General features: G+C 52.4%; 20 protein-coding genes and 1 pseudogene. 12 read left to right on the top strand and 9 right to left on the bottom strand.

Annotation, left to right across the window (positions count from 1 at the left end; translation table 11 throughout):
* Positions 1-162 precede the first annotated feature (162 nt).
* The 3 genes from V1603_RS15650 to V1603_RS15640 all read left to right on the top strand — a co-directional run bounded on the left by V1603_RS15650 (position 163) and on the right by V1603_RS15640 (position 2,583).
* Complete coding sequence (locus tag V1603_RS15650; RefSeq protein ID WP_395312925.1) at positions 163-720, top strand: recombinase family protein; 558 nt, start codon at positions 163-165, stop codon at positions 718-720.
* 172 nt (positions 721-892) lie between these two features.
* A complete protein-coding gene (locus tag V1603_RS15645) occupies positions 893-1,312 on the top strand; it encodes a translesion error-prone DNA polymerase V autoproteolytic subunit (protein WP_395312924.1) in 420 nt (139 codons plus the stop codon).
* Positions 1,313-1,314: 2 nt separating this feature from the next.
* Entirely contained in the window at positions 1,315-2,583 is a 1,269-nt protein-coding gene (locus tag V1603_RS15640; protein WP_395312923.1) for a Y-family DNA polymerase, read from the top strand.
* 113 nt (positions 2,584-2,696) lie between these two features.
* On the opposite strand, the gene V1603_RS15635 is transcribed toward V1603_RS15640, so the two are convergent.
* The 3 genes and pseudogenes from V1603_RS15635 to V1603_RS15625 form a co-directional block, all read right to left on the bottom strand.
* Entirely contained in the window at positions 2,697-3,737 is a 1,041-nt protein-coding gene (locus tag V1603_RS15635) for a hypothetical protein (protein ID WP_395312922.1), read from the bottom strand.
* Between the two features lie 139 nt (positions 3,738-3,876).
* Positions 3,877-4,548, bottom strand: coding sequence for an SOS response-associated peptidase (locus tag V1603_RS15630; protein ID WP_395312921.1), 672 nt, complete (start codon positions 4,546-4,548; stop codon positions 3,877-3,879).
* A gap of 376 nt (positions 4,549-4,924) precedes the next feature.
* Positions 4,925-5,064, bottom strand: a pseudogene (locus V1603_RS15625) (site-specific integrase); the annotation flags it as partial.
* 374 nt (positions 5,065-5,438) lie between these two features.
* On the opposite strand from V1603_RS15625, the gene V1603_RS15620 reads away from it, so the two are divergent.
* The 6 genes from V1603_RS15620 to V1603_RS15595 all read left to right on the top strand — a co-directional run bounded on the left by V1603_RS15620 (position 5,439) and on the right by V1603_RS15595 (position 8,885).
* On the top strand, positions 5,439-7,064 hold the full coding sequence (locus V1603_RS15620) for a mechanosensitive ion channel domain-containing protein (protein WP_395312920.1): 1,626 nt from the start codon (positions 5,439-5,441) through the stop codon (positions 7,062-7,064).
* A 123-nt stretch (positions 7,065-7,187) separates the two neighbouring features.
* On the top strand, positions 7,188-7,532 hold the full coding sequence (locus V1603_RS15615) for a DUF1294 domain-containing protein (protein ID WP_192985269.1): 345 nt from the start codon (positions 7,188-7,190) through the stop codon (positions 7,530-7,532).
* 95 nt (positions 7,533-7,627) lie between these two features.
* Positions 7,628-8,050 (top strand): VOC family protein, encoded by a 423-nt coding sequence (locus V1603_RS15610; protein ID WP_116339591.1) that lies wholly within the window; start codon positions 7,628-7,630, stop codon positions 8,048-8,050.
* Between the two features lie 65 nt (positions 8,051-8,115).
* Positions 8,116-8,313: a hypothetical protein gene (locus V1603_RS15605; RefSeq protein ID WP_116339592.1), complete on the top strand. Its 198-nt coding sequence runs from the start codon at positions 8,116-8,118 to the stop codon at positions 8,311-8,313.
* A 3-nt stretch (positions 8,314-8,316) separates the two neighbouring features.
* Positions 8,317-8,739: a GFA family protein gene (locus V1603_RS15600; RefSeq protein WP_116339594.1), complete on the top strand. Its 423-nt coding sequence runs from the start codon at positions 8,317-8,319 to the stop codon at positions 8,737-8,739.
* Positions 8,740-8,807: 68 nt separating this feature from the next.
* Entirely contained in the window at positions 8,808-8,885 is a 78-nt protein-coding gene (locus V1603_RS15595; protein WP_223239581.1) for a hypothetical protein, read from the top strand.
* Between the two features lie 332 nt (positions 8,886-9,217).
* Here the strand turns inward: V1603_RS15595 and ompC are convergent, their stop codons facing one another.
* Positions 9,218-10,327, bottom strand: a complete 1,110-nt coding sequence (ompC, locus tag V1603_RS15590) for a porin OmpC (RefSeq protein ID WP_116339596.1) — start codon at positions 10,325-10,327, stop codon at positions 9,218-9,220.
* Between the two features lie 389 nt (positions 10,328-10,716).
* Positions 10,717-14,241: a pyruvate:ferredoxin (flavodoxin) oxidoreductase gene (gene nifJ, locus V1603_RS15585; protein ID WP_395312919.1), complete on the bottom strand. Its 3,525-nt coding sequence runs from the start codon at positions 14,239-14,241 to the stop codon at positions 10,717-10,719.
* 271 nt (positions 14,242-14,512) lie between these two features.
* Here nifJ and V1603_RS15580 point away from each other — a divergent pair, with 271 nt between their 5' ends.
* Complete coding sequence (locus tag V1603_RS15580) at positions 14,513-14,779, top strand: DUF333 domain-containing protein (RefSeq protein WP_028013313.1); 267 nt, start codon at positions 14,513-14,515, stop codon at positions 14,777-14,779.
* On the opposite strand, the gene hslJ is transcribed toward V1603_RS15580, so the two are convergent.
* From hslJ to V1603_RS15560, 4 genes are all read right to left on the bottom strand, one after another.
* Positions 14,780-15,217, bottom strand: coding sequence for a heat shock protein HslJ (hslJ, locus tag V1603_RS15575; RefSeq protein ID WP_116339600.1), 438 nt, complete (start codon positions 15,215-15,217; stop codon positions 14,780-14,782).
* Between the two features lie 126 nt (positions 15,218-15,343).
* A complete protein-coding gene (locus tag V1603_RS15570) occupies positions 15,344-15,472 on the bottom strand; it encodes a DUF2474 domain-containing protein (protein WP_008501283.1) in 129 nt (42 codons plus the stop codon).
* On the bottom strand, positions 15,472-16,482 hold the full coding sequence (gene cydB / locus V1603_RS15565; RefSeq protein ID WP_116339602.1) for a cytochrome d ubiquinol oxidase subunit II: 1,011 nt from the start codon (positions 16,480-16,482) through the stop codon (positions 15,472-15,474). The genes V1603_RS15570 and cydB overlap by 1 nt, the downstream gene beginning before the upstream one ends.
* Entirely contained in the window at positions 16,482-17,882 is a 1,401-nt protein-coding gene (locus V1603_RS15560) for a cytochrome ubiquinol oxidase subunit I (RefSeq protein WP_116339604.1), read from the bottom strand. The genes cydB and V1603_RS15560 overlap by 1 nt, the downstream gene beginning before the upstream one ends.
* Before the next feature lie 391 nt (positions 17,883-18,273).
* Between V1603_RS15560 and V1603_RS15555 the strand changes: the two genes are divergently transcribed.
* Together V1603_RS15555 and V1603_RS15550 are read left to right on the top strand one after the other, a co-directional pair.
* Positions 18,274-18,462 carry a hypothetical protein gene (locus V1603_RS15555; RefSeq protein WP_058654517.1) on the top strand — a complete coding sequence of 63 codons (189 nt, stop codon included), beginning with the start codon at positions 18,274-18,276 and terminating at the stop codon, positions 18,460-18,462.
* 82 nt (positions 18,463-18,544) lie between these two features.
* The gene (locus V1603_RS15550; RefSeq protein ID WP_116339607.1) at positions 18,545-19,954 is read left to right on the top strand and encodes a PLP-dependent aminotransferase family protein; all 1,410 of its coding nucleotides are present in this window, start codon (positions 18,545-18,547) and stop codon (positions 19,952-19,954) included.
* Positions 19,955-19,996: the final 42 nt, after the last annotated feature.

Below are 19,996 nucleotides of genomic sequence, written 5' to 3'. Positions count from 1 at the left end.
CAGTATTAAACCGCGAATCATCCCCGGCCGCCACGGTTCCGGTAGCCGTTCCGACGTCTTTCGTCGCGCTACTTCCTAAACCGACGTTTTATAGATTGCTCTTGAGCGGCCTGGCCGATAACTTCACCTGATTTTTTTTGCAAAAATAACTGGGTGAAAAATATGCAAATTGGCTACGTTAGGGTGTCAACAAATGACCAAAATACGGATCTTCAGCGGCAAGCGCTCGAACGCGCAGGATGTGAACAAATTTTCGAAGAAAAAATGAGCGGAACGGTAGCGAATCGGCCAGCACTCAAAAGGCTTCTCAAGGCATTAAATGAGGGGGATACGCTGGTGGTCTGGAAACTGGATCGACTCGGTCGCAGCATGCGGAATCTGGTGCTGCTGGTGGACGAACTCCGGCAACGCGGCATCCACTTTAAGAGCCTCACGGACAGCATCGACACATCAAGCCCGATGGGGCGCTTCATCTTTCATATCATGTCAGCGCTGGCAGAAATGGAGAGGGAATTGATAGTAGAGCGCACCCGGGCAGGGTTGGCCGCAGCTCGTGAGAAAGGACGAATCGGCGGGAGGAGGCCAAAGCTCACCCAGGAACAATGGGCGCAGGCGGGTCGACTGATAGCGAACGGCGTGGACAGGAAGCAGGTGGCAATCATCTATGATGTGGCGGTTTGTACACTGTATAAAAAATTCCCAGTTTCGAAATCGGCTTAAATCTGTTCACACTGAGTTACGGCCATAAAATTTACAAAACTCATAATTCGAAGCTGAATAGAAACTTAGAAACGAAACGGCGAAGCTTTAAGCAGTGACGGTAGGGCCTGCATCTTGCGGACACTTACAAATAAAACTACTGTATATAAAAACAGTGTTTGAGGTGTGGGTTATGGAATTCATCAGGCCAACAGAACTGCGAGAAATTATCGCTCTTCCGCTTTTCAGTGACTTAGTACAGTGTGGTTTCCCAAGCCCTGCGGCTGATTACGTTGAACAGCGCATCGATCTCAATGAGTTACTTGTCGCTCACCCGAGCTCAACGTATTTCGTTAAAGCGGCGGGTGATTCAATGATTGAGGCTGGGATCAGCGACGGCGATCTGCTGGTGGTTGATAGCTCGCGAACAGCTGAGCATGGAGATATCGTGATCGCATCGGTAGAAGGGGAGTTCACTGTTAAGCGTCTGCAGCTACGCCCAACAGTCCAGCTCATGCCGATGAACAGCGCTTACTCACCGATCATCGTTGGCAGTGAAGACACACTGGACGTGTTTGGCGTTGTTACTTTCATCGTTAAATCTGCGAGCTGAATATGTTTGCCCTCTGTGATGTGAATTCGTTCTACGCATCATGCGAGACTGTATTCAGGCCGGACCTGAGAGGGAGGCCGGTTGTTGTTCTCTCAAATAACGATGGCTGTGTAATCGCACGCAGCGCCGAGGCCAAGGCGGCTGGAATTACCATGGGCGAGCCGTTCTTTAAGCAAAAGGATCTATTCAGGCGAGCTGGTGTTGTTTGTTTTAGCAGTAATTACGAGCTCTATGCTGACATGTCAAACCGGGTAATGACGACGCTTGAGGAAATGAGCCCTCGCGTCGAAATTTACAGCATCGACGAAGCTTTTTGCGACCTGGCAGGTGTTCGCAACTGCCGGGACCTGACGGAGTTCGGCAAAGAAATCCGCGCTACGGTTCTTAAGCGTACGCACCTGACTGTCGGGGTTGGCATTGCGCAAACAAAAACACTCGCTAAGCTCGCAAACCACGCCGCCAAGAAATGGCAGAGGCAGACGGGCGGAGTTGTTGATTTGTCCAATATCGATCGCCAGCGTCGGCTGTTGGCTATCGTGCCTGTAGAGGACGTATGGGGCGTCGGAAGGCGCATCAGCAAGAAGCTGAACGCCATGGGCATAAAAACTGCCCTCGACCTTTCTGAACAAAGCACGTGGATTATTCGGAAGCACTTCAATGTCGTCCTCGAGCGAACGGTCCGTGAGTTACGCGGCGAGCCTTGTCTTGATCTGGAGGAGTTTGCTCCGGCAAAGCAGGAAATCGTCTGCAGTCGCTCATTCGGCGAACGCGTCACCGAGTACGAACAGATGCGCCAGGCTATTTGCAGCTATGCGGCGCGTGGCGCCGAAAAGCTTCGCGGCGAGCATCAGTACTGCCGCTTTATCTCTGCATTCGTGAAAACCTCTCCCTTTGCGCTTAATGAACCGTATTACGGTAACAGCGCGTCCATGAAGCTTCTCACCCCAACCCAAGATTCCCGCGACATCATCAACGCTGCGGTAAAGTGCCTGGACAAAGTCTGGAAGGATGGTCACCGCTATCAAAAGGCTGGCATTATGCTGGGCGACTTCTTCAGTCAAGGTGTGGCTCAGCTCAACCTGTTTGATGAGAACGCGCCGCGTGCAGGTAGCGAGAGGTTGATGGAAGTGCTCGATCACCTAAACGCTAAAGATGGAAAAGGCACGCTCTACTTTGCCGGGCAGGGCATTCAGCAGCAGTGGCAGATGAAACGCGAAATGTTGTCACCGCGGTATACAACAAGATATTCAGATCTGCTCAGGGTTCGATGAAGCTTTGTTATGTAGTAATCCGCAATGCGTCAAAAGCAATCATCGAAAGCGCTAATAATAAATTTAAAATCAGGCACTAACATTGATGCTTGCAGTAAGACACATTGCTTGAATTAATATAAATTTAACCCTAGTTTTCTAATTTCACCTCTGCGATATCTAAAGAATATATCGCTATTTTTAGAAATGAAAGAAGCAATGTATCGGTCATTGTCATCAATGCCTTCCCATGAGAAAGGTACGTTGTTATTCATTAGGCTTTCGGCAAAGCTTATATGGGTTAATGCCAAGAAAATCCTAACAAAATTAGACGGCTCATTAAAATCATTATTCAGCAAATGTAGCGTTAAATGTCTATTGAAACTGCCCTCATTAATACCTCCAGTCGGTTTGTAGATTACGTTTTTAAAAAACGTTCTGGTTGAGTTTAATACATCGCACTGGGGGTTTATATGTGTGAAGAAATCAATTTCACTTTCAATGTCATAACCTTTCCCTGGATGCCAATCGAATCCATCAACCTCACGTAATCCCCAGTTAATAATTAGCTTCCTTATTTCTTTCTCGAATCTATCAGCGCTGGTATTAGTGTTGTCACCATCAGCATATATAACGAATAAGCTCCTTAATCCTCCCTCAAACACAGGAAAAAGAGACATGATAGATATGTGATCGTAACCTAGGTAAAAGGCTTCTATAGCTTCAAAAATAATTGTTTTATAATTCTTAAGTGATTCGCTCTTACTAAAGTATTTATTGAAATAAGCAATGGCCACCTCTAGCGAGAAGTTTTCGAATAGCCATTTATTGGCATTGTCTAAGGGGCTTTCTGATTTTTTTATTTCATGAATGGCCTTAGAAATTGTGCCCTCTCCTATATATAATGGTAAGGCTATGCCTAGAGGGTTTGCATGCTCCTGAATAACTGTGCAACGACCCCAGCGTTTATTAAGGTATGATATGGGTCTTTCAGTCAGTAAAAAGTTTAAACCATCAACTGCTACTTTAAAAGAACCATAGCAGAGTTCTGTTTTAAAGATTGCAACATCTTTATTGTGATGTTTTTTGAATTGCTGAGAAATATCATGCTCAGTAAGTTTATCTAACTTGGATAATCTTTTCAACGTTGGGAGATATTCTAGATAATCAGACATGATGAGCCTTCTATTAATGGTATTCATTCAATTGAAACATAATACATAAAAAAAGCTAAAAGTGAAAAGATTAAACAATTAAAAATTGATTTATGAACTCACTTTCGGGGTTAATCTAAGTACGAATAATCATATTTTATCAACTTATAGGACTAATCAATTCAGCACTTTGATGTTTCGGATTCCCCACTTCGCGCGACACGGCGTGCCAGATAAACTTGTCGGCGGGCACAACTCCGTCAGCAGCTATCTCTTCCGCTTCTTTCCCTCCTAAATCCTGACGCATCCACTCACGTGCTGCTTTCGGAGACAAAACCAGCGGCCGGCGGTCGTGAATGTCGACCAGTCCTTTGTCAGCTGCAGACGTCACTATCAGAAAACCTTCTGCTTCATCTCCGCGTTCGAACGGTGTGCTGCCGATCGCGGCCATAAATATTGGCTGGCCGTCAGCCCGGTGAATGAAGTAGGGCTGTTTCTTGTCGCCTTCCTTTTTCCATTCGAACCATCCGTCGGCGAAGCATATTGCCCGGCCATGCTGCCATAACGTTTTAAACATGCGGCTTGTGGCCGCCGTCTCGACTCGCGCGTTAATCAGTGGTGCTTTGTCCCACCACCCGGGCGCGTATGACCACAGAACCGGATCGAGATGCAGTTGCTCGTCTCGTTCGCTCAGCAGCAGGACCTTTGTACCGGGCGCCACGTTGTAACGTCCAATAGGCTCAGGGTCGTATGCGATGTCGCGATCGGCTTCATCGGCCAGGTAAGCCAGATATTCTTCACGCGTTTGAGCTTGTGCAAAGCGTCCACACATAGAAACCTCCAGTCAGTCAGACTGAAAGTATAGGGCAGGGAGAAAAAGAGGTGCGCACTGGGTAAAGTTAGGGGCAAATTTAGGGGCAAAAATGCGGAAAAGGGGCAAAAAAAGGGCACTAAAAATGTAGTTATGGGTAGCTTTAGGGGGAAGTTATTATGCTATAACTAATTGAATTAAATGATAATATAAATGATATCAATGAGTTGGCTAAATCAGCGTAGCTTATTCAGGTTGTATTGCTCTTTCTTTGTACTCGATTGATTCTCTGGCATTTTTATTTGTCTCGGGAGGCGTCAGGGCACCATAGGGGTAACCTCTTTCTAAATCGACGGCCGTACTTCCGGCATGACGATCAGATTCTGGCTCATTTCCGCTATCCTGCCCCGTAAATTTCGTAAACCCTTTTCGCGTTTTCAAGCCCCTCTGATCGGCAATGAAAGACGGGATAGCGCTGGCAGATAAACGCCAGCAGGCGTAGGCATGCCGCGTATGGTACGGATTACTGCGACGAATTCAATACGCTTAGGGATTGCATCGAAAGATTTAGCCTGACAAGAAGGAAAAGGGATGCAGGTTAACAACTCGTGATGGACAAGAGGTTAGTGCCTTTCATTACAAATACAACGCGTTAATTTTCGGCAAGTAACTTGCTGATTGTGTATCACCACTTATATTTATTCATGCTTCCTTTCATTAAGCGCTTAATAACAAAAACCTCTATGTGATGTAGCAGAACGTTGAGAGGTTTTCAAGAAATTCAACATGATAGCCAAGAGCTTTGCCCTGCGAACGGTATTTCTCGCAGGGACGTTTTCGACGGCTGTAGGTCGGCATGATGTTAATACAATGCCTGGTGAAAACGCATAATTCATGAAATACAGGTAGATATGAACAGGTTAGTGCTCGCTCTATTATTATGTTTACTCTATTTCCCTGCTCATTCCGTTTTTGCTGCCGAACCCCGACAGGAACCGACTGAAAGTGAGCGGGCACGCACGCTATATATCTTTCATCAACCGATCGTCATGCTGCAGGCAAAGTTCGGTTTCACCACGCCAGAAGAGCGTGTATTACGGATTCGAAATACGTTACGTAATTTCTCGCAGGAAGATGTTAGCAAACCTCTGACAATTATCCCTGTCACCCGGTATAACCAGCAGGGAAGACTGTTCGTGATGAATGGTAAGCCGGTCATGCTGCTGACAGAATCAGATCTGGATGAAGGGGACGATCTTACCCTGGATCAGGCCGCTCAGCGCGTCCTGGCTCGTCTGGAAGCGCAGCGTAACTCGCTTCGCGATCAATATGATACCCGATGGCTGGTGCTTTCCACCGCTAAGACTGCGGCCGGTATTTTGATTTGGTTCCTGCTTGGGTATGGTGCGTTGCGCTCCTGGAAATGGGTAAGAGGGCACTATCGTCGAAAGGTCGCAGAGAAGCGGAGCTGGGTACCCCAACGCTGGCGCCGTTTCATCGGCCTCATCGAAGCGCGCCTGTACGGCCTGTTGATGTTGGTTGTGATGATTTTGGCTTTTTACGGCTGGCTTAGCTGGTCGTTCAGCCTGTTTCCCTGGACGCGAGTCTGGGCAACATCGTTGGGTGACTGGACGTTACATGTCATACGGCAGATTGCCTTAGCCGTTGCCTCTGCGCTGCCAGGACTGGCAATTGTTTTCATCATCTTCACCATCACTGCGGTAATCCTCAAAGTGTTAAAGATGGTACTCAACCAGGTAGAAGTGGGGCGTTTACAGTTTCCAGGGCTGCACCCTGAAACCGTCGGGGCGACCAGAAAACTTCTCTCAGTTGTGGTGTGGTTGTTCGCGCTCTCCGCCGCATACCCGTTTCTTCCCGGGGCCAATTCGCTGGCTTTTAAGGGCATAAGCGTCTTCTTTGGTCTGATGCTGACGCTGGGTTCTGCTGGGGTGATGAATCATGCGATGAGCGGTCTCGTACTGATTTATTCGCGCGCGCTGCGCAAGGGCGACGTCATTCGGGTCGCGGATAATGAAGGGAAGGTGAGCGAAATTGGTATGCTCGCCACCAAAATTATCACCCGCGAAAACTATGTGGTCACCGTGCCTAATGCCGTCGTGGTGAGCGGCAAGATAACGAACCTCAGCGCTCAAAACAATGACGGCAGCGTCAACTTAACCGTAAGCGTCACCATTGGGTATGACACCCCCTGGCGGCAGGTGCATGCCATGCTTGAGCTGGCCGCCAGGCGGACAGCGTGCGTGGATCCTTCGACGCCGCCGCTGGTGCGTCAGCTGTCGCTAATGGACTGGTATATCGCCTATGAGCTTCAGGTCAGGCTGCTACCCGGGCAGCCTCTGGCCGTCGCGCGCAATGCGCTGTTCAGCAACATTCAGGATGTCTTTAACGAATATAACGTGCAAATCATGTCGCCCAACTTTGTCATGCAGCCTGAAGGAAGCGTCATGGTCGCCAAAGAAAACTGGTATTCCGCTCCTGCCGTCGCACCGAGCGGGACGCATAACGCTGACAAGTGAGGGCGTGAAGACGGCGCAGGACTGAATGGGTATGTTTGACGAAAGATGGCCTCAGGCTGATACATGCGTAAGAAAGCGTATAATGCCTTTCGAAATCCGCATACCTGTCCAGTGGCTGTCACTATGACTTTGAATCGTTTTTGCTTTTTGCTCCTGTTCATCGCTGCAGCTGGCAGCGTTTTTACCGCGTATCCCTGCGCCATGTGGTTCTTGCTGATTAACGTTCTGACGATAGCCATTTACGGCGCCGATAAAACCGCTGCGCGGAAAGGGATGCGCAGGGTACCGGAGAGGACGTTACTGGTATTTGGCATTGTAGGCGGGTGGCCTGGCGCTATTGTGGGCCAACAGCTCTTTCGCCATAAAACGCAGAAGCAGCCATTCAAAACCTGGTTTTTACTGAGCGTCGTCGTAAGCGTCTCGGCTACGGCGGGGCTGTATTATTTTTATCCCTTCATCCCCAATTGAGCATCAGCAGGACCGCACAAATTCACCGTTGACCTCAAGTTAACTTGAGCTTTTAAGATGGCTTCGACACGTTAATAGAGGAGTAACATCTTAAAATGAAAGACATTGACGTAGGATTCACTCATGTTGCGTTTATGGTCCGGGATCTGGAGAAGAGCGTTGCTTTCTACCGCCGATATGCCGGGATGGAGGTCATCCACTCGCGTGAGCCCGATCTCCCCGATGTCCGCAAAGTGGCGTGGCTGACTGACCATACGCGTCCTTTTGCGCTGGTTCTGGTGCAGTCTGACAACGTGACCGATACGCCGCTGGGGCATTTTGGCCACCTTGGGATTGCCTGCGCCACGCGCGAAGAAATTGACAGAAAAACCGCGATGGCCATCGAAGAAGGAGCGTTACGGAAAGCACCGGAAGATCTGGGCGATCCCGTTGGGTATTATGTATTCTTTGCCGATCCCGATGGAAATACCTTAGAGCTATCGTACGGCCAGCGCGTCGGGCTGACAGCGATTCAGTGAATACGGCCTGACGCTGCGTTTTTAAAAATCCTGCTACGCTTGTTTGTTGTATCAGGAGCATGAGTATGAAGAACAAAGACGAACAAACAGGATTAGTGGGGCTGGCGATTGGTGCCGCCGTTATTGGGCTGGTTTCCGCCCAGAGACCGATCGATCGCGACAGCATTGTTGAAGAGCTGGTCAGGCTCGGCAGGCAGAAAGGCGATGGCGTAGAAGATGAGGTTTTCGTTAAGGCCGCCGAGTTGGTGAGAAAAGGGGTCTAACCGATGACAGATATTCGTCATGCACAGTGCCATTGTGGCGCGGTGGCATTTACCGTCGAACTCACGGACGGTTTTAATACTGCGCGGCGCTGCAGTTGCTCTTTTTGCCGTATGCGGGGCGCAGTTGTGGTCTCTGCACCGTTGTCGGGTATTACCGTGACAAGAGGTGAGGATAAACTGACGGAGTACCGTTTCAACACGGTGACTGCGCGGCATTTCTTCTGCTCGGTCTGCGGGATATACACGTTCCATCAGCGTCGCTCTAACCCAAATGAATACGGCGTCAATGTGGCCTGTTTTGAAAATGTGTCGCCGTTTGATTTCCCCGAAGTGACGGTGATGGACGGCGTGAACCATCCGAGCGATGGTGAAAGCGGCGTTTTTGGATACCTCTCGTTTCGCAAAAAAGAGAGCAATATAGGTTGATTACCGCCTGGCCAGGATCTGTTCACACTGGCTATAGTGGGAAGTGGTTAACTGAAACAGGAGACATTATGCTCTGTGTTGAAAAAGACGATCCGCGCGAGGCCCCCGAATCAGGGGATAAAAAACCTCAACCCGTGAAAAAGTAACGCTCGAAATGCGTATGACCGCCACCGGCAAAGCTGGTGGCTTTTTTCTGGGAATAACTGTTAATGGCGATCCAGATGGTTTAACAGCGTGCCGAGATGCCCGACAATATCGCGAAAATCAAAGATCAACGCCATCCATAAACACGCCAGAAGAGTCAGTATGGTAACGGATATGCGGCCAAACAACGCTATCATCCTTAGTGAAGAAGGGGATATGCGCGCAGTCTAACCCGTTTTCTTTCAACTTATCCTCAACAATACCGAAATAAAGCGCTCTTTTGAGACGAAAATCAAAAAAGAATGAGCCCGCGTAACGCTGCGGGCTCTGACCATCAGAACTGGTAAACCAGGCCTAATGCAACGACATCGTCGGTGCTGATGCCGTTGTTTTTGTAGAAGCTGTCATCTTCATCCAGCAGGTTGATTTTATAATCAACATAGGTGGACATGTTTTTGTTGAAATAGTAGGTTGCGCCTACATCTGCATATTTCACCAGGTCCTGGTCGCCCTGACCTTTACCCAGGTCTTTACCTTTTGACTGCAGATAAGAAATTGCCGGACGCAGACCGAAATCGAACTGGTATTGCGCGGTCACTTCGACGTTCTGAGTTTTATTCGCCACGGCGTCGGTGTTATCACCATAAGGCGTCATGTTACGGGTTTCAGAATACATGGCGGCCAGATAGATATTATTGGCGTCATATTTCAGGCCAGCTGTCCAGGCATCTGCTTTGTCACCGCCCGCAGTGGTATGCGTAACCTGGTCGTTGGTACGGTCAGATGAGGCGTAGGCGGCACCGGCGCTGATCCCCATGCCGAAATCATAGGTTGTAGAAATACCGAAGCCGTCGCCATTCTCATGACGCGTGTCGCGGCCGTTGTTGGTGCCTTCCTGATTGTTGCTGGCATCTTCATTGTTACCCTGATACTGCAGCGCGAAGTTCAGGCCCTGCACCAGACCATAGAAATCAGTGTTACGGTAGGTTGCCACGCCGTTAGCGCGGCCGGTCATAAAGTTATCAGCATAGGTGTATGAGTCGCCGCCGAATTCAGGCAGCATATCGGTCCAGCCTTCCACGTCGTACAACACGCCGTAGTTACGGCCATAATCGAAGGAACCGTAATCGCCCACTTTGACCCCCGCGAAAGCCAGACGCGTCCAGGACTGGTTATCAGACCCTTCGGTATTATTTGCCTGAATGTTATATTCCCACTGCGCGTAGCCGGTCATCATGTCGTTAATCTGCGTTTCACCTTTGAAACCCAGACGCATGTAGGTTTGATCGCCGTCTTTAGAGGCATCATCGGAGAAATAGTGCAGACCATCCACTTTTCCGTACAGATCCAGTTTGTTGCCGTCTTTATTATAAATTTCTGCCGCATGCGCGGCGCCAGCCATTAACAGAGCCGGAATCATCAGAGCCAGTACTTTTCTTTGCATAGTGATATTCCTTTGCAGTTGTTTTTATTTGATTACCTGTTGAACTTCCCGAATAAGAAAGTTGTCTCATGCTAGATCACTCCTGTGGAATAGTAATAAAATACAATTGTTACGAATTAAGTAAAATCTAAACCAGATAAAACTGCGGAAATGGTCATTTGCTTGATGAATGAGTTAAAATAAACCATATTAAATAAAAATTATTAATTAGCGGTTAAATCAGGTAATCTCTGCCCCGTTATATGCCTTTAAGATTATTTATCCATAATTATCGTGAATGTCTTTTGGGAAACTAAAGAGAGATTCATTAATTATCTGGATTAGCCCGATGTGAAAACATCGGGCTTTTTTTATGGAAAAAAAATGCCCGGACGAGCCGGGCATAGGGTTTAGTCGCTGGTGGATTTTTCAGCTTTTCCTGCCAGCTGCGCCAGGAAGTCATACCGTTTTTGCAGATCCGCGGCGGCGTCTTGCCAGAGCTGCTCTGCCACCTCAGGCTGCTGCGCATTCAGGCGGCGGAAGCGCTGCTCCTGCATTAGCGTCTCTGCCAGGGCATCGGACGGCGGACGCGAATCCAGCGCCAGCGGTAATTTCCCCTCATCTGCACGACGCGGATCGAACCGGTAGAGCGGCCAGAAGCCGGTGGCCGTCAGTTGACGCATCTGATCGTGGCTGAGGGCCAGGTCGTAGCCATGCTCTTCGCACGGGCTGTAGGCAATGATCAGCGACGGACCCGGATACGCTTCCGCTTCCTGAATGGCCTTCACCGTCTGGTTAAGCTGCGCGCCCAGCGAGATTTGCGCGACGTAAACGTGGCCGTACATCATCATGCTCACGCCCAGATCCTTACGCGCCTTGCGTTTACCGTGCTCACCGAATTTCGTGACGGCGCCCAGCGGCGTGGCTTTCGACGCCTGACCACCGGTATTGGAATAACACTGCGTATCCAGGACCAGAATGTTGACGTTTTCGGTCAGGCTCAATACGTGATCCAGCCCGCCAAAGCCGATGTCGTAAGCCCAGCCGTCGCCGCCAATCAGCCAGATCGATTTTTCGACCAGGGCATCAGCGTCGGTCAGAAGCTGTTTAGCCCCGGCCACCCCCTGAAGGGCGTGACGCAGCTCGGCCACCTGCTCGCGGCGCACCTCGGGCGTGGCGTCAGCGTGTAGTGCGGCATTGAGCTCGGCAGGGATCTGCCCGGCAAACTGCTCCAGCAGGCGCATCACGCGCGCGCGGTGCTGGTCAACCGTCAGGCGGAAGCCCAGGCCAAACTCGGCGTTATCTTCGAACAGAGAGTTTGCCCATGCCGGACCGCGCCCATTCGCATCGGTGGTGTAAGGCGTGGACGGTAAATTACCGCCGTAGATCGATGAGCAGCCGGTGGCATTGGCAATCAACATCCGGTCGCCGTACAGCTGGGTAAGCAGCTTAATATACGGCGTTTCGCCGCAGCCGGAGCAGGCACCGGAGTACTCGAACAGCGGCGTAATCAGCTGCGACGTACGAATATCAATGCGCTCCAGCTTGCTGCGGTCGATTTCCGGCAGGTTCAGGAAGAAGTCATAGTTCACTTTTTCTTCTTCAACGTGCTCAAGACGCGACATCATATTGATGGCCTTGATGTCCGGGTTCTGCCTGTCTTTCGCCGGGCAGACCTCAACGCACAGGTTACACCCGGTGCAGTCCTCCGGTGCGACCTGCAGAACGTATTTCTGGCCGCGCATGTCGCGGGATTTTACATCCAGCGAGTGCAGGCTGGACGGGGCATCTTCCATCGCTTCCGGCGACACCACTTTGGCCCGAATGGCCGAGTGCGGGCAGGCCGCGACGCAGTGGTTGCACTGGGTACAGAGCTCTTCTTTCCAGATGGGGATCGCTTCGGCGATGTTGCGTTTTTCCCAGCGCGTGGTGCCCATCGGCCAGGTTCCGTCCGGCGGCAGCGCAGAGACGGGCAGGGCGTCACCCAGCCCGGCCAGCATCGCGGCCGTCACGGTTTTCACGAAATCAGGTGCCGCATCCGAGACCACCGGAGGGCGATTCGGGCTGGCGTCATTTACCGGCTGCAGCGGCACCTCGAACAGTGACTCGCGCGCCAGCGCCAGAGCCTGCCAGTTACGCTCTACCAGCTCCTGGCCCTTGCTGCTGTAGCTTTTGGCGATGGCCCCCTGCAGTTCCACCAGCGCGCTGTCGCCCGGCAGGATATTGGTCAGATGGAAGAAGGCCATCTGCATCACGGTATTGATACGCGCGGCCAGGCCACATTCGCGGGCAATTTTCGCCGCGTTGACGACATAGAAACGGGCTTTTTTCTGGTTCAGCACCGTCTGTACTTCCTGCGGCAGGCGCGTCCAGACCTCATCGGCGCTGTAAGGCGTGTTGAGCAGGAAGATACCGCCGGGCTTCAGGCGCTCGGCCATCTGATACTTGTCGATAAACTGCAGCTGATGGCAGCCAACAAAGTCGGCCTGAGAAATAAGGTAGGCAGAGCGGATAGGCTGCTCGCTGACGCGCAGGTGAGAAACGGTCAGACCGCCGGCTTTCTTGGAGTCGTAGACGAAGTAACCCTGCGCGTACCACGGCGTTGAATTGCCGATGATCTTGATGTTGTTTTTGGTCGCCGAGACGCTGCCGTCGCTGCCCAGACCGTAGAACAGCGCCTCAAGTTTGGCGGTCGAGGGCAGGGTGTTTTCCGGCAAGGGCAGGGAAAGATTTGTCACGTCATCATAAATACCCACCGTAAAGCGCGGCTTGGGTTTTGCTTCCCTTAGCTCGTTAAACACGGCCAGCACGCAGTCCGGCCCAAACTCTTTGGAAGACAGGCCATAACGACCGCCGATAACGCGCGGTAGCGTTTCACGTTCGCCGTTATTAAAGGCTTCAGCGAGGGCGGTCATCACGTCCAGATAGAGCGGTTCCGCGTGTGCGCCCGGCTCTTTGGTTCGATCGAGCACCGCCACGGTACGCGCGCTTTCTGGCAGCGCAGCGAGCAGATGTTTAGCCGAGAACGGACGGTAGAGACGCACTTTAAGCACGCCGACCTTTTCGCCGCGGGCCAGCAGCTCGTCAACGACCTCTTCACAGGTGCCGATAGCAGAACCCATCAGCACAATCACGCGCTCGGCCTGCGGGTGGCCGTAGTATTCGAACGGTTTGTACTCGCGTCCGGTTGCGGCGGCAAAGTCGTTCATTGCCTGCTCGACATGGTCATAAACCGCGTTGTACCACGGGTTTGTGGCCTCACGGGACTGAAAATAAGTATCCGGATTTGCCGAAGTCCCGCGGATAACCGGGTGCTCCGGATTCAGGGCGCGGGCGCGATGCGCGTCGATTTCCGCCTGCGGCAGCAGATCCAGGATAGTCTCGTCCGCCAGCGGGACGATTTTGTTGATCTCGTGAGACGTACGGAAACCATCAAAGAAGTGAATAAACGGAACGCGGCTTTTAAGCGTGGCGATATGCGAAATTAAAGCAAAGTCCTGGGCTTCCTGAACGCTGCTGGCGCACAGCATCGCACAGCCGGTCTGACGCACGGCCATCACGTCGGAGTGATCGCCAAAAATAGAGAGTGCGTGGGTGGCCACAGTACGCGCCGCGACGTGCAGGACGAAGGGGGTCAGTTGACCGGCGAGTTTGTACAGCGTTGGGATCATTAACAACAATCCCTGAGAGGAGGTAAACGACGTGGAGAGCGCGCCGGTTTGCAGTGCACCGTGGACCGTGGCAATTGCTCCCGCTTCGGACTGCATTTCAACCACTCTCGGAACATCGCCCCAGACGTTTTTTAACCCATTCCCCGCCCAGGCATCCGCCTGCTCGGCCATGGTAGAGCTTGGCGTGATCGGATAGATGGCGATAACTTCACTGGTGCGAAACGCGACTGAGGCAACTGCACCATTACCGTCAATAGTTTGCATAGGACGACACCCTTACATTGCGCAAAAACAGAGAGGCTGTCATAAGGCGACCAGCCCTGAATATTATCTCTGTAGTCTAGCAAACAGGGGGTTTTACGATTTTCGCTTTTGTGTCCTCAGTATTCTCACCATCAATGGTTAGATCAAACTTAGGGCGAAAAAATTGCGAGAAATTGTTTCAGTAGCGCATAAATACGCACTTCCGCTCTCGACGACACGGGATGTGATGCCTATTATGCTTAGGTTTCGCACTATTTACGGGGAAGAGAGCATGCGTTCAGCATTTTGGGTAGGGTGTGCCGCGTTATTGTTGTCGGCATGCAGCAGTGAACCTGTTCAGCAGGCCACGGCGGCCCACGTGGCGCCGGGAATGAAAGCGGCAATGTCCAGTTCAGGCCAAGCCAACTGTGCCATGATTGGCGGCTCGCTGTCCGTTGCCCGCCAGCTTGATGGTTCGGCGATCGGGATGTGCGCCTTGCCAAACGGCAAACGCTGCAGTGAACAGTCGCTTGCCGTTGGAAGCTGCGGTAGCTACTGATTACTCCGCGCGCTTAAACATCAGCGTCTTATCGGCCGTTGCCAGCGTCAGCTGGTCTTCAGTCAGGTCGACCTGCGCCCCTTTGCGCAGCATGTCGCCGATGGCCTGATCCAGCTCGTTAAGCTGCGGTTCGGTACAAAGTTTGCGGGTCATCGCCAGCGTTTTAACTTTTAGCTCACCTTCGGACAGCTTTCCCTGCCCGTTGAAGCGGTTACACATCTGGCCGGAAACGCTAATGTTATCAACGAGGCTGATATCGGGAAGCGCGTTAAAAGCGATCTCAGGCTGCGCGGTCATCCCCTTCACGGCTTTGCCGTCCACGTTTTCCAGCACAAAACGGTGGCTCTTCAGCTGATCCGGCTGAACAGATGCTTTGCCAGGATTAACGCAGCCGCTAAGGACAAGGCTGATAACACTTAACGCAATGAGCTTTTTCATTTTTCTTCTCAAATTATAAATTCTGTGAATCTTTTACCAGTGTAACGATACTCTGCGGTGCGTTAATGGGGTTTATCTGAAAGTGCGGGGTGGTGCCGGGCAACGCAGGGCTGCCCGGAATGAAGTTTAATGAGATTTAAACCCGGCAGCCGTCATCAGCATACGGAAGAGCATACTGACCGCTGCCAGCGCCAGTACGCTGCCGCCCCAGATAATGGCCAGCCACAGCAATCTTTTCCAGACAGGTTGTTGCATCAGTGATAACCCTCCCCAGGCTGAACTTTGCCGCGAAAGACGTAGTAGCTCCAGAAGGTGTAGACCAGAATGACGGGAATGATCAACAGCGCGCCCACCAGCATAAAGCCCTGGCTTTGCGTCGGGGCGGCGGCCTGCCACAGGGTGATTGACGGCGGTATGATATGCGGCCAGATGCTGATCCCAAGCCCGCTAAAGCCGAGGAAGATCAGCCCCAGCGTCAGAATAAACGGACGAGTATGGCTATCAGGATTACTCAGGCAGCGCCACTGGTAGAGGCTAAACATGACGACCAGGGCAGGGACCGGCAGCAGATAAAACAGATTCGGCAGCGTAAACCAGCGCGCCGCGATGGCCGGGTGCGCCAGAGGCGTCCAGAGGCTGATCGCCGCGATAAACGCCAGCAGCACGATTAACAGCGTTTTCGACACCTCACGCATCCGCTGCTGTAGTGCGTTTTCGCTTTTCATCACCAGCCAGGTCGAGCCTAACAGCGCGTAGGCCACCACCAGACCCGCGCCGCAAAACAGGCTGAACGCGGTAAACCAGTCAAAGGGGCCGCCGGTATAGGCCCTGCCTGTCACGGTAAAGCCGTTAATGACGGCACCCACCGTCACGCCCTGGGTAAAGGTCGCCAGAACGGAACCGCCAATAAACGCCTTATCCCAGAAAGGACGGTGGGCCGGCGTGGCTTTAAAGCGAAACTCAAATGCCACACCGCGAAAAATAAGTCCGATCAGCATTAACGTCAGTGGAATAGTGAGGGCATCAACGATCACCGCATAGGCCAGCGGAAACGCGCCGAACAGGGCAGCACCGCCTAGCACCAGCCAGGTCTCATTGCCGTCCCAGACCGGCGCGACGCTGTTGACCATCACGTCGCGATCGTCGGCGTTTTGCGTTGCCGGGAACAGAATACCGATCCCCAGATCAAACCCGTCCATGACGATATACATCAACGTGGCAAAGACGATGATGACAAACCAGATAATGGAAAGATCGATACCCATTATGGCTGCTCCTTCTGTTCAGTTGTGACGGCAGAAAGCGGGCGTGTCGGGCGTCCGTCGGCCTCGGTGGCGAATGATTCATACGGCTGTGGCCCTTTTCGGATGAGGCGCACCATATAGCTGTAGCCCACGCCGAATACCGAGGTGTAGACGACGAAGAAGGCCAGCAGGCTCACGCTCATATGCAGATCGCCATGGGCAGAAACCGCATCCTTCGTTCGCTGAAGCCCATAAACCACCCACGGCTGGCGGCCCACTTCGGTGGTGACCCATCCGGCCAGAATGGCAATCAGCCCGGATGGTCCCATCAGCAGCGCAAACCACAGGAACGGACGTGAAGAATAAACCCGCTTTTTATAACGCAGCCAGAGCGCCGCTACCCCAAGCAGCAGCATCAGCATCCCTAAGCCCGCCATAATGCGGAACGACCAGAAAACGATGGTGGAATTAGGGCGATCCTCCTTTGGAAACTCTTTGAGCGCAGGGACCTGTTTATCCAGGCTGTGCGTCAGGATAAGACTACCCAGCGCCGGGATCGCCAGTCCAAAGCGAGTGCGCTCCTGCTCCATATCCGGCCAGCCAAACAGCAGCAGGGGGGTAGGCTCGCCCGGCGGGTTTTCCCAATGGCCTTCAATGGCGGCAATCTTGGCGGGCTGGTGCTTTAAGGTGTTCAACCCGTGCATATCGCCAACCAGGGCCTGGAGGGGGGCGACAACCAGCGTCATCCACAGCGCCATCGAAAACATCGCCCGGATGGCGGGGGTATTATTCCCGCGCAGCAGGTGCCATGCCGCGGATGCACCGACAAACAGGGCGCTACTCAGGAATGCCGCAATCGACATATGCAGCAGGCGGTAGGGGAAGGAGGGGTTAAATACCACGGCGAACCAGTCCACCGGCACGACCTGACCATTGACGATCTCGTAGCCCTGCGGGGTCTGCATCCAGCTGTTCGAGGAGAGGATCCAGAAGGTGGAGATAATGGTGCCCAGCGCCACCATGCAGGTGGAGAAGAAGTGCAGACCTGGCCCCACTTTATTCCAGCCGAACAGCATCACGCCGAGGAACCCGGCTTCGAGGAAGAAGGCGGTAAGCACTTCATAGGTCAGCAGCGGGCCGGTAATGCTGCCCGCAAACTGTGAAAAGCCGCTCCAGTTGGTGCCAAACTGGTAGGCCATCACCAGCCCGGAGACCACGCCCATGCCAAAGTTGACGGCGAAAATCTTCGACCAGAAATGGTACAGCGAGCGCCAGACCGGATTTTTTGTTTTCAGCCACAGCCCTTCGAGCACGGCAAGATAGCTTGCCAGGCCGATGGTGATGGCAGGGAAAATAATGTGAAAGGATACGGTGAAGGCAAACTGTATCCGTGCAAGGTGAAAAGCATCTAAACCAAACATGCACAGCCTCAATGTCAAACGGTGTGCTGTTATGGTATAGGGGCAAAGATCGGAGGAGCAGACGCAGAAAAGCGAATTTTAACCATAACAGTTAGCGTAAATTTCACCCTTTAGCCATCTGATATACCTCGCAGTTGTGGAATAAAAATATTCTTTTTATGATTTTTACGCATTAAACTGCTTGCTATGTCGTCACCGCCGTGCGTTAATGGTCATCTGGTTTTGAGTCCAAATAAATATCTGACGTAGTTTTATAAAGCAGTTCTCATCACGTTGTGCCTCTCCGCAGCCTCTCTTGGGTCTTTATCTACATTCCGATTAGTTTTGTTTAAAACCATTATGCCCAATCGGCCCATTAGTAATTTACGTTTTTACGTTTCAGGAGAATCCTATGACTTCTTATATCCATTTTCGCTGCCCATGCTGCCATGGTTCGCAGTACCGTACCTCAGCCTTTGACGTGTCTGAGAAAAACCCGTTTGGCGCGAAATGCATTTTTTGCAAATCGCCGATGATTACGCTCGACCACCTGGCCGCCGCACGCTCTGCTCAGAGCCACGTGACCGAATACCGTAAGTAATTCATCTTCCAGACTATAACAGTTAGCAAAATCTTCTCTTTTTCTCCTGCTGATATACACTGTCGGCAATAAGGAGAATCTGATGAAAAAATACCAGCGTCTGGCGCAACAAATTATCTCGCAGATTGAGCTTGGCGTATGGCTGCCGGGCGATAAGCTGCCTTCCCTGCGAGAGCAGGTGGCAAGCAGCGGCATGAGCTTTATGACCGTTGGCCACGCGTATCAGATGCTGGAAAGCCAGGGGCGCATTGTCGCCAGGCCGCAGTCGGGCTATTACGTTGCCTCGCGCCCGACCGCACAACAGCCTGCGCCGCCTGCCCAGGTGATGCGTGATGAAGCGGTAGATATCAACACCTATATCTTCGAGGTCTTACAGGCCAGCCGCGATCCGTCCGTTGTTCCTTTCGCTTCCGCCTTTCCCGACCCCCGACTTTTCCCGCTTCAGCAGCTCAACCGCTCGCTGGCAAACGTCAGTAAAACCGCTACCGCAATGAGCGTGATTGAGAACCTGCCGCCCGGTAACGCTGAACTCCGTCACGCCATTGCGCGCCGCTACGCGCAGCAGGGGATGAACATCTCGCCGGACGAAATTGTCATTACCGCAGGCGCCCTTGAAGCCCTGAACCTGAGTTTGCAGGCGGTGACAGAGCCAGGAGACTGGGTGATTGTCGAAAACCCCTGTTTCTACGGCGCGCTGCAGGCGCTGGAGCGCCTTAAGCTAAAAGCGTTGTCGGTCGCCACAGACGTGCGGGAGGGTATTGATTTGAATGCGCTGGAACAGGCGCTGAACGACTACCCGGTAAAAGCCTGCTGGCTCATGACTAACGGCCAAAACCCGCTTGGCTTTACGCTGAGCGCGGAGAAAAAAGCGCGTCTGGTCGCGCTCCTGACGAAGCACAACGTCACCCTGATCGAGGACGATGTCTACAGCGAGCTCTATTTTGGCCGGGAAAAACCCCTTCCGGCGAAAGCCTGGGACCGGGAGGAGATGACGCTGCACTGTTCCTCCTTTTCAAAATGCCTGGTGGCCGGTTTTCGCATCGGCTGGGTGGCGGCAGGAAAACACGCGCGACGCATTCAGCAGCTGCAGCTGATGAGCACCTTATCAACCAGTTCTCCCATGCAGCTGGCGCTGGTGGACTACCTGGCGACCAAGCGCTACGACGCCCATCTGCGCCGCCTGCGACGCACGCTCGCCGAGCGGAAACAGCAGGCCTGGCAGTCACTTCTGCGCCATATGCCTGCCGGCGTCAAAATTCACCACAACGACAGCGGCTACTTTTTATGGCTGGAACTTCCGGCGCAGCTGGACGCGGGCCTGCTCAGCGAAAAGGCCTTAACGCACCACATCAGCATTGCGCCTGGAAAGATGTTTTCCACCTCTGACGCGTGGACGCCGTTCTTCCGCTTTAATACGTCCTGGGCATGGGGCGAGCGGGAAGAGCAGGCGGTCATTCAGTTAGGTAAATTAATTAGCACGATGCTGGAATAATCCTTCCCTCGTTATTTAAATAATCATTTCTTATCCTGACGA

Origin of the sequence: Enterobacter sp. ECC-219, assembly GCF_043966805.1 — a bacterium.
GTDB classification, from domain to species: domain Bacteria; phylum Pseudomonadota; class Gammaproteobacteria; order Enterobacterales; family Enterobacteriaceae; genus Enterobacter; species Enterobacter cloacae_N.
This window is presented reverse-complemented; position numbering and strand designations above follow the sequence as displayed.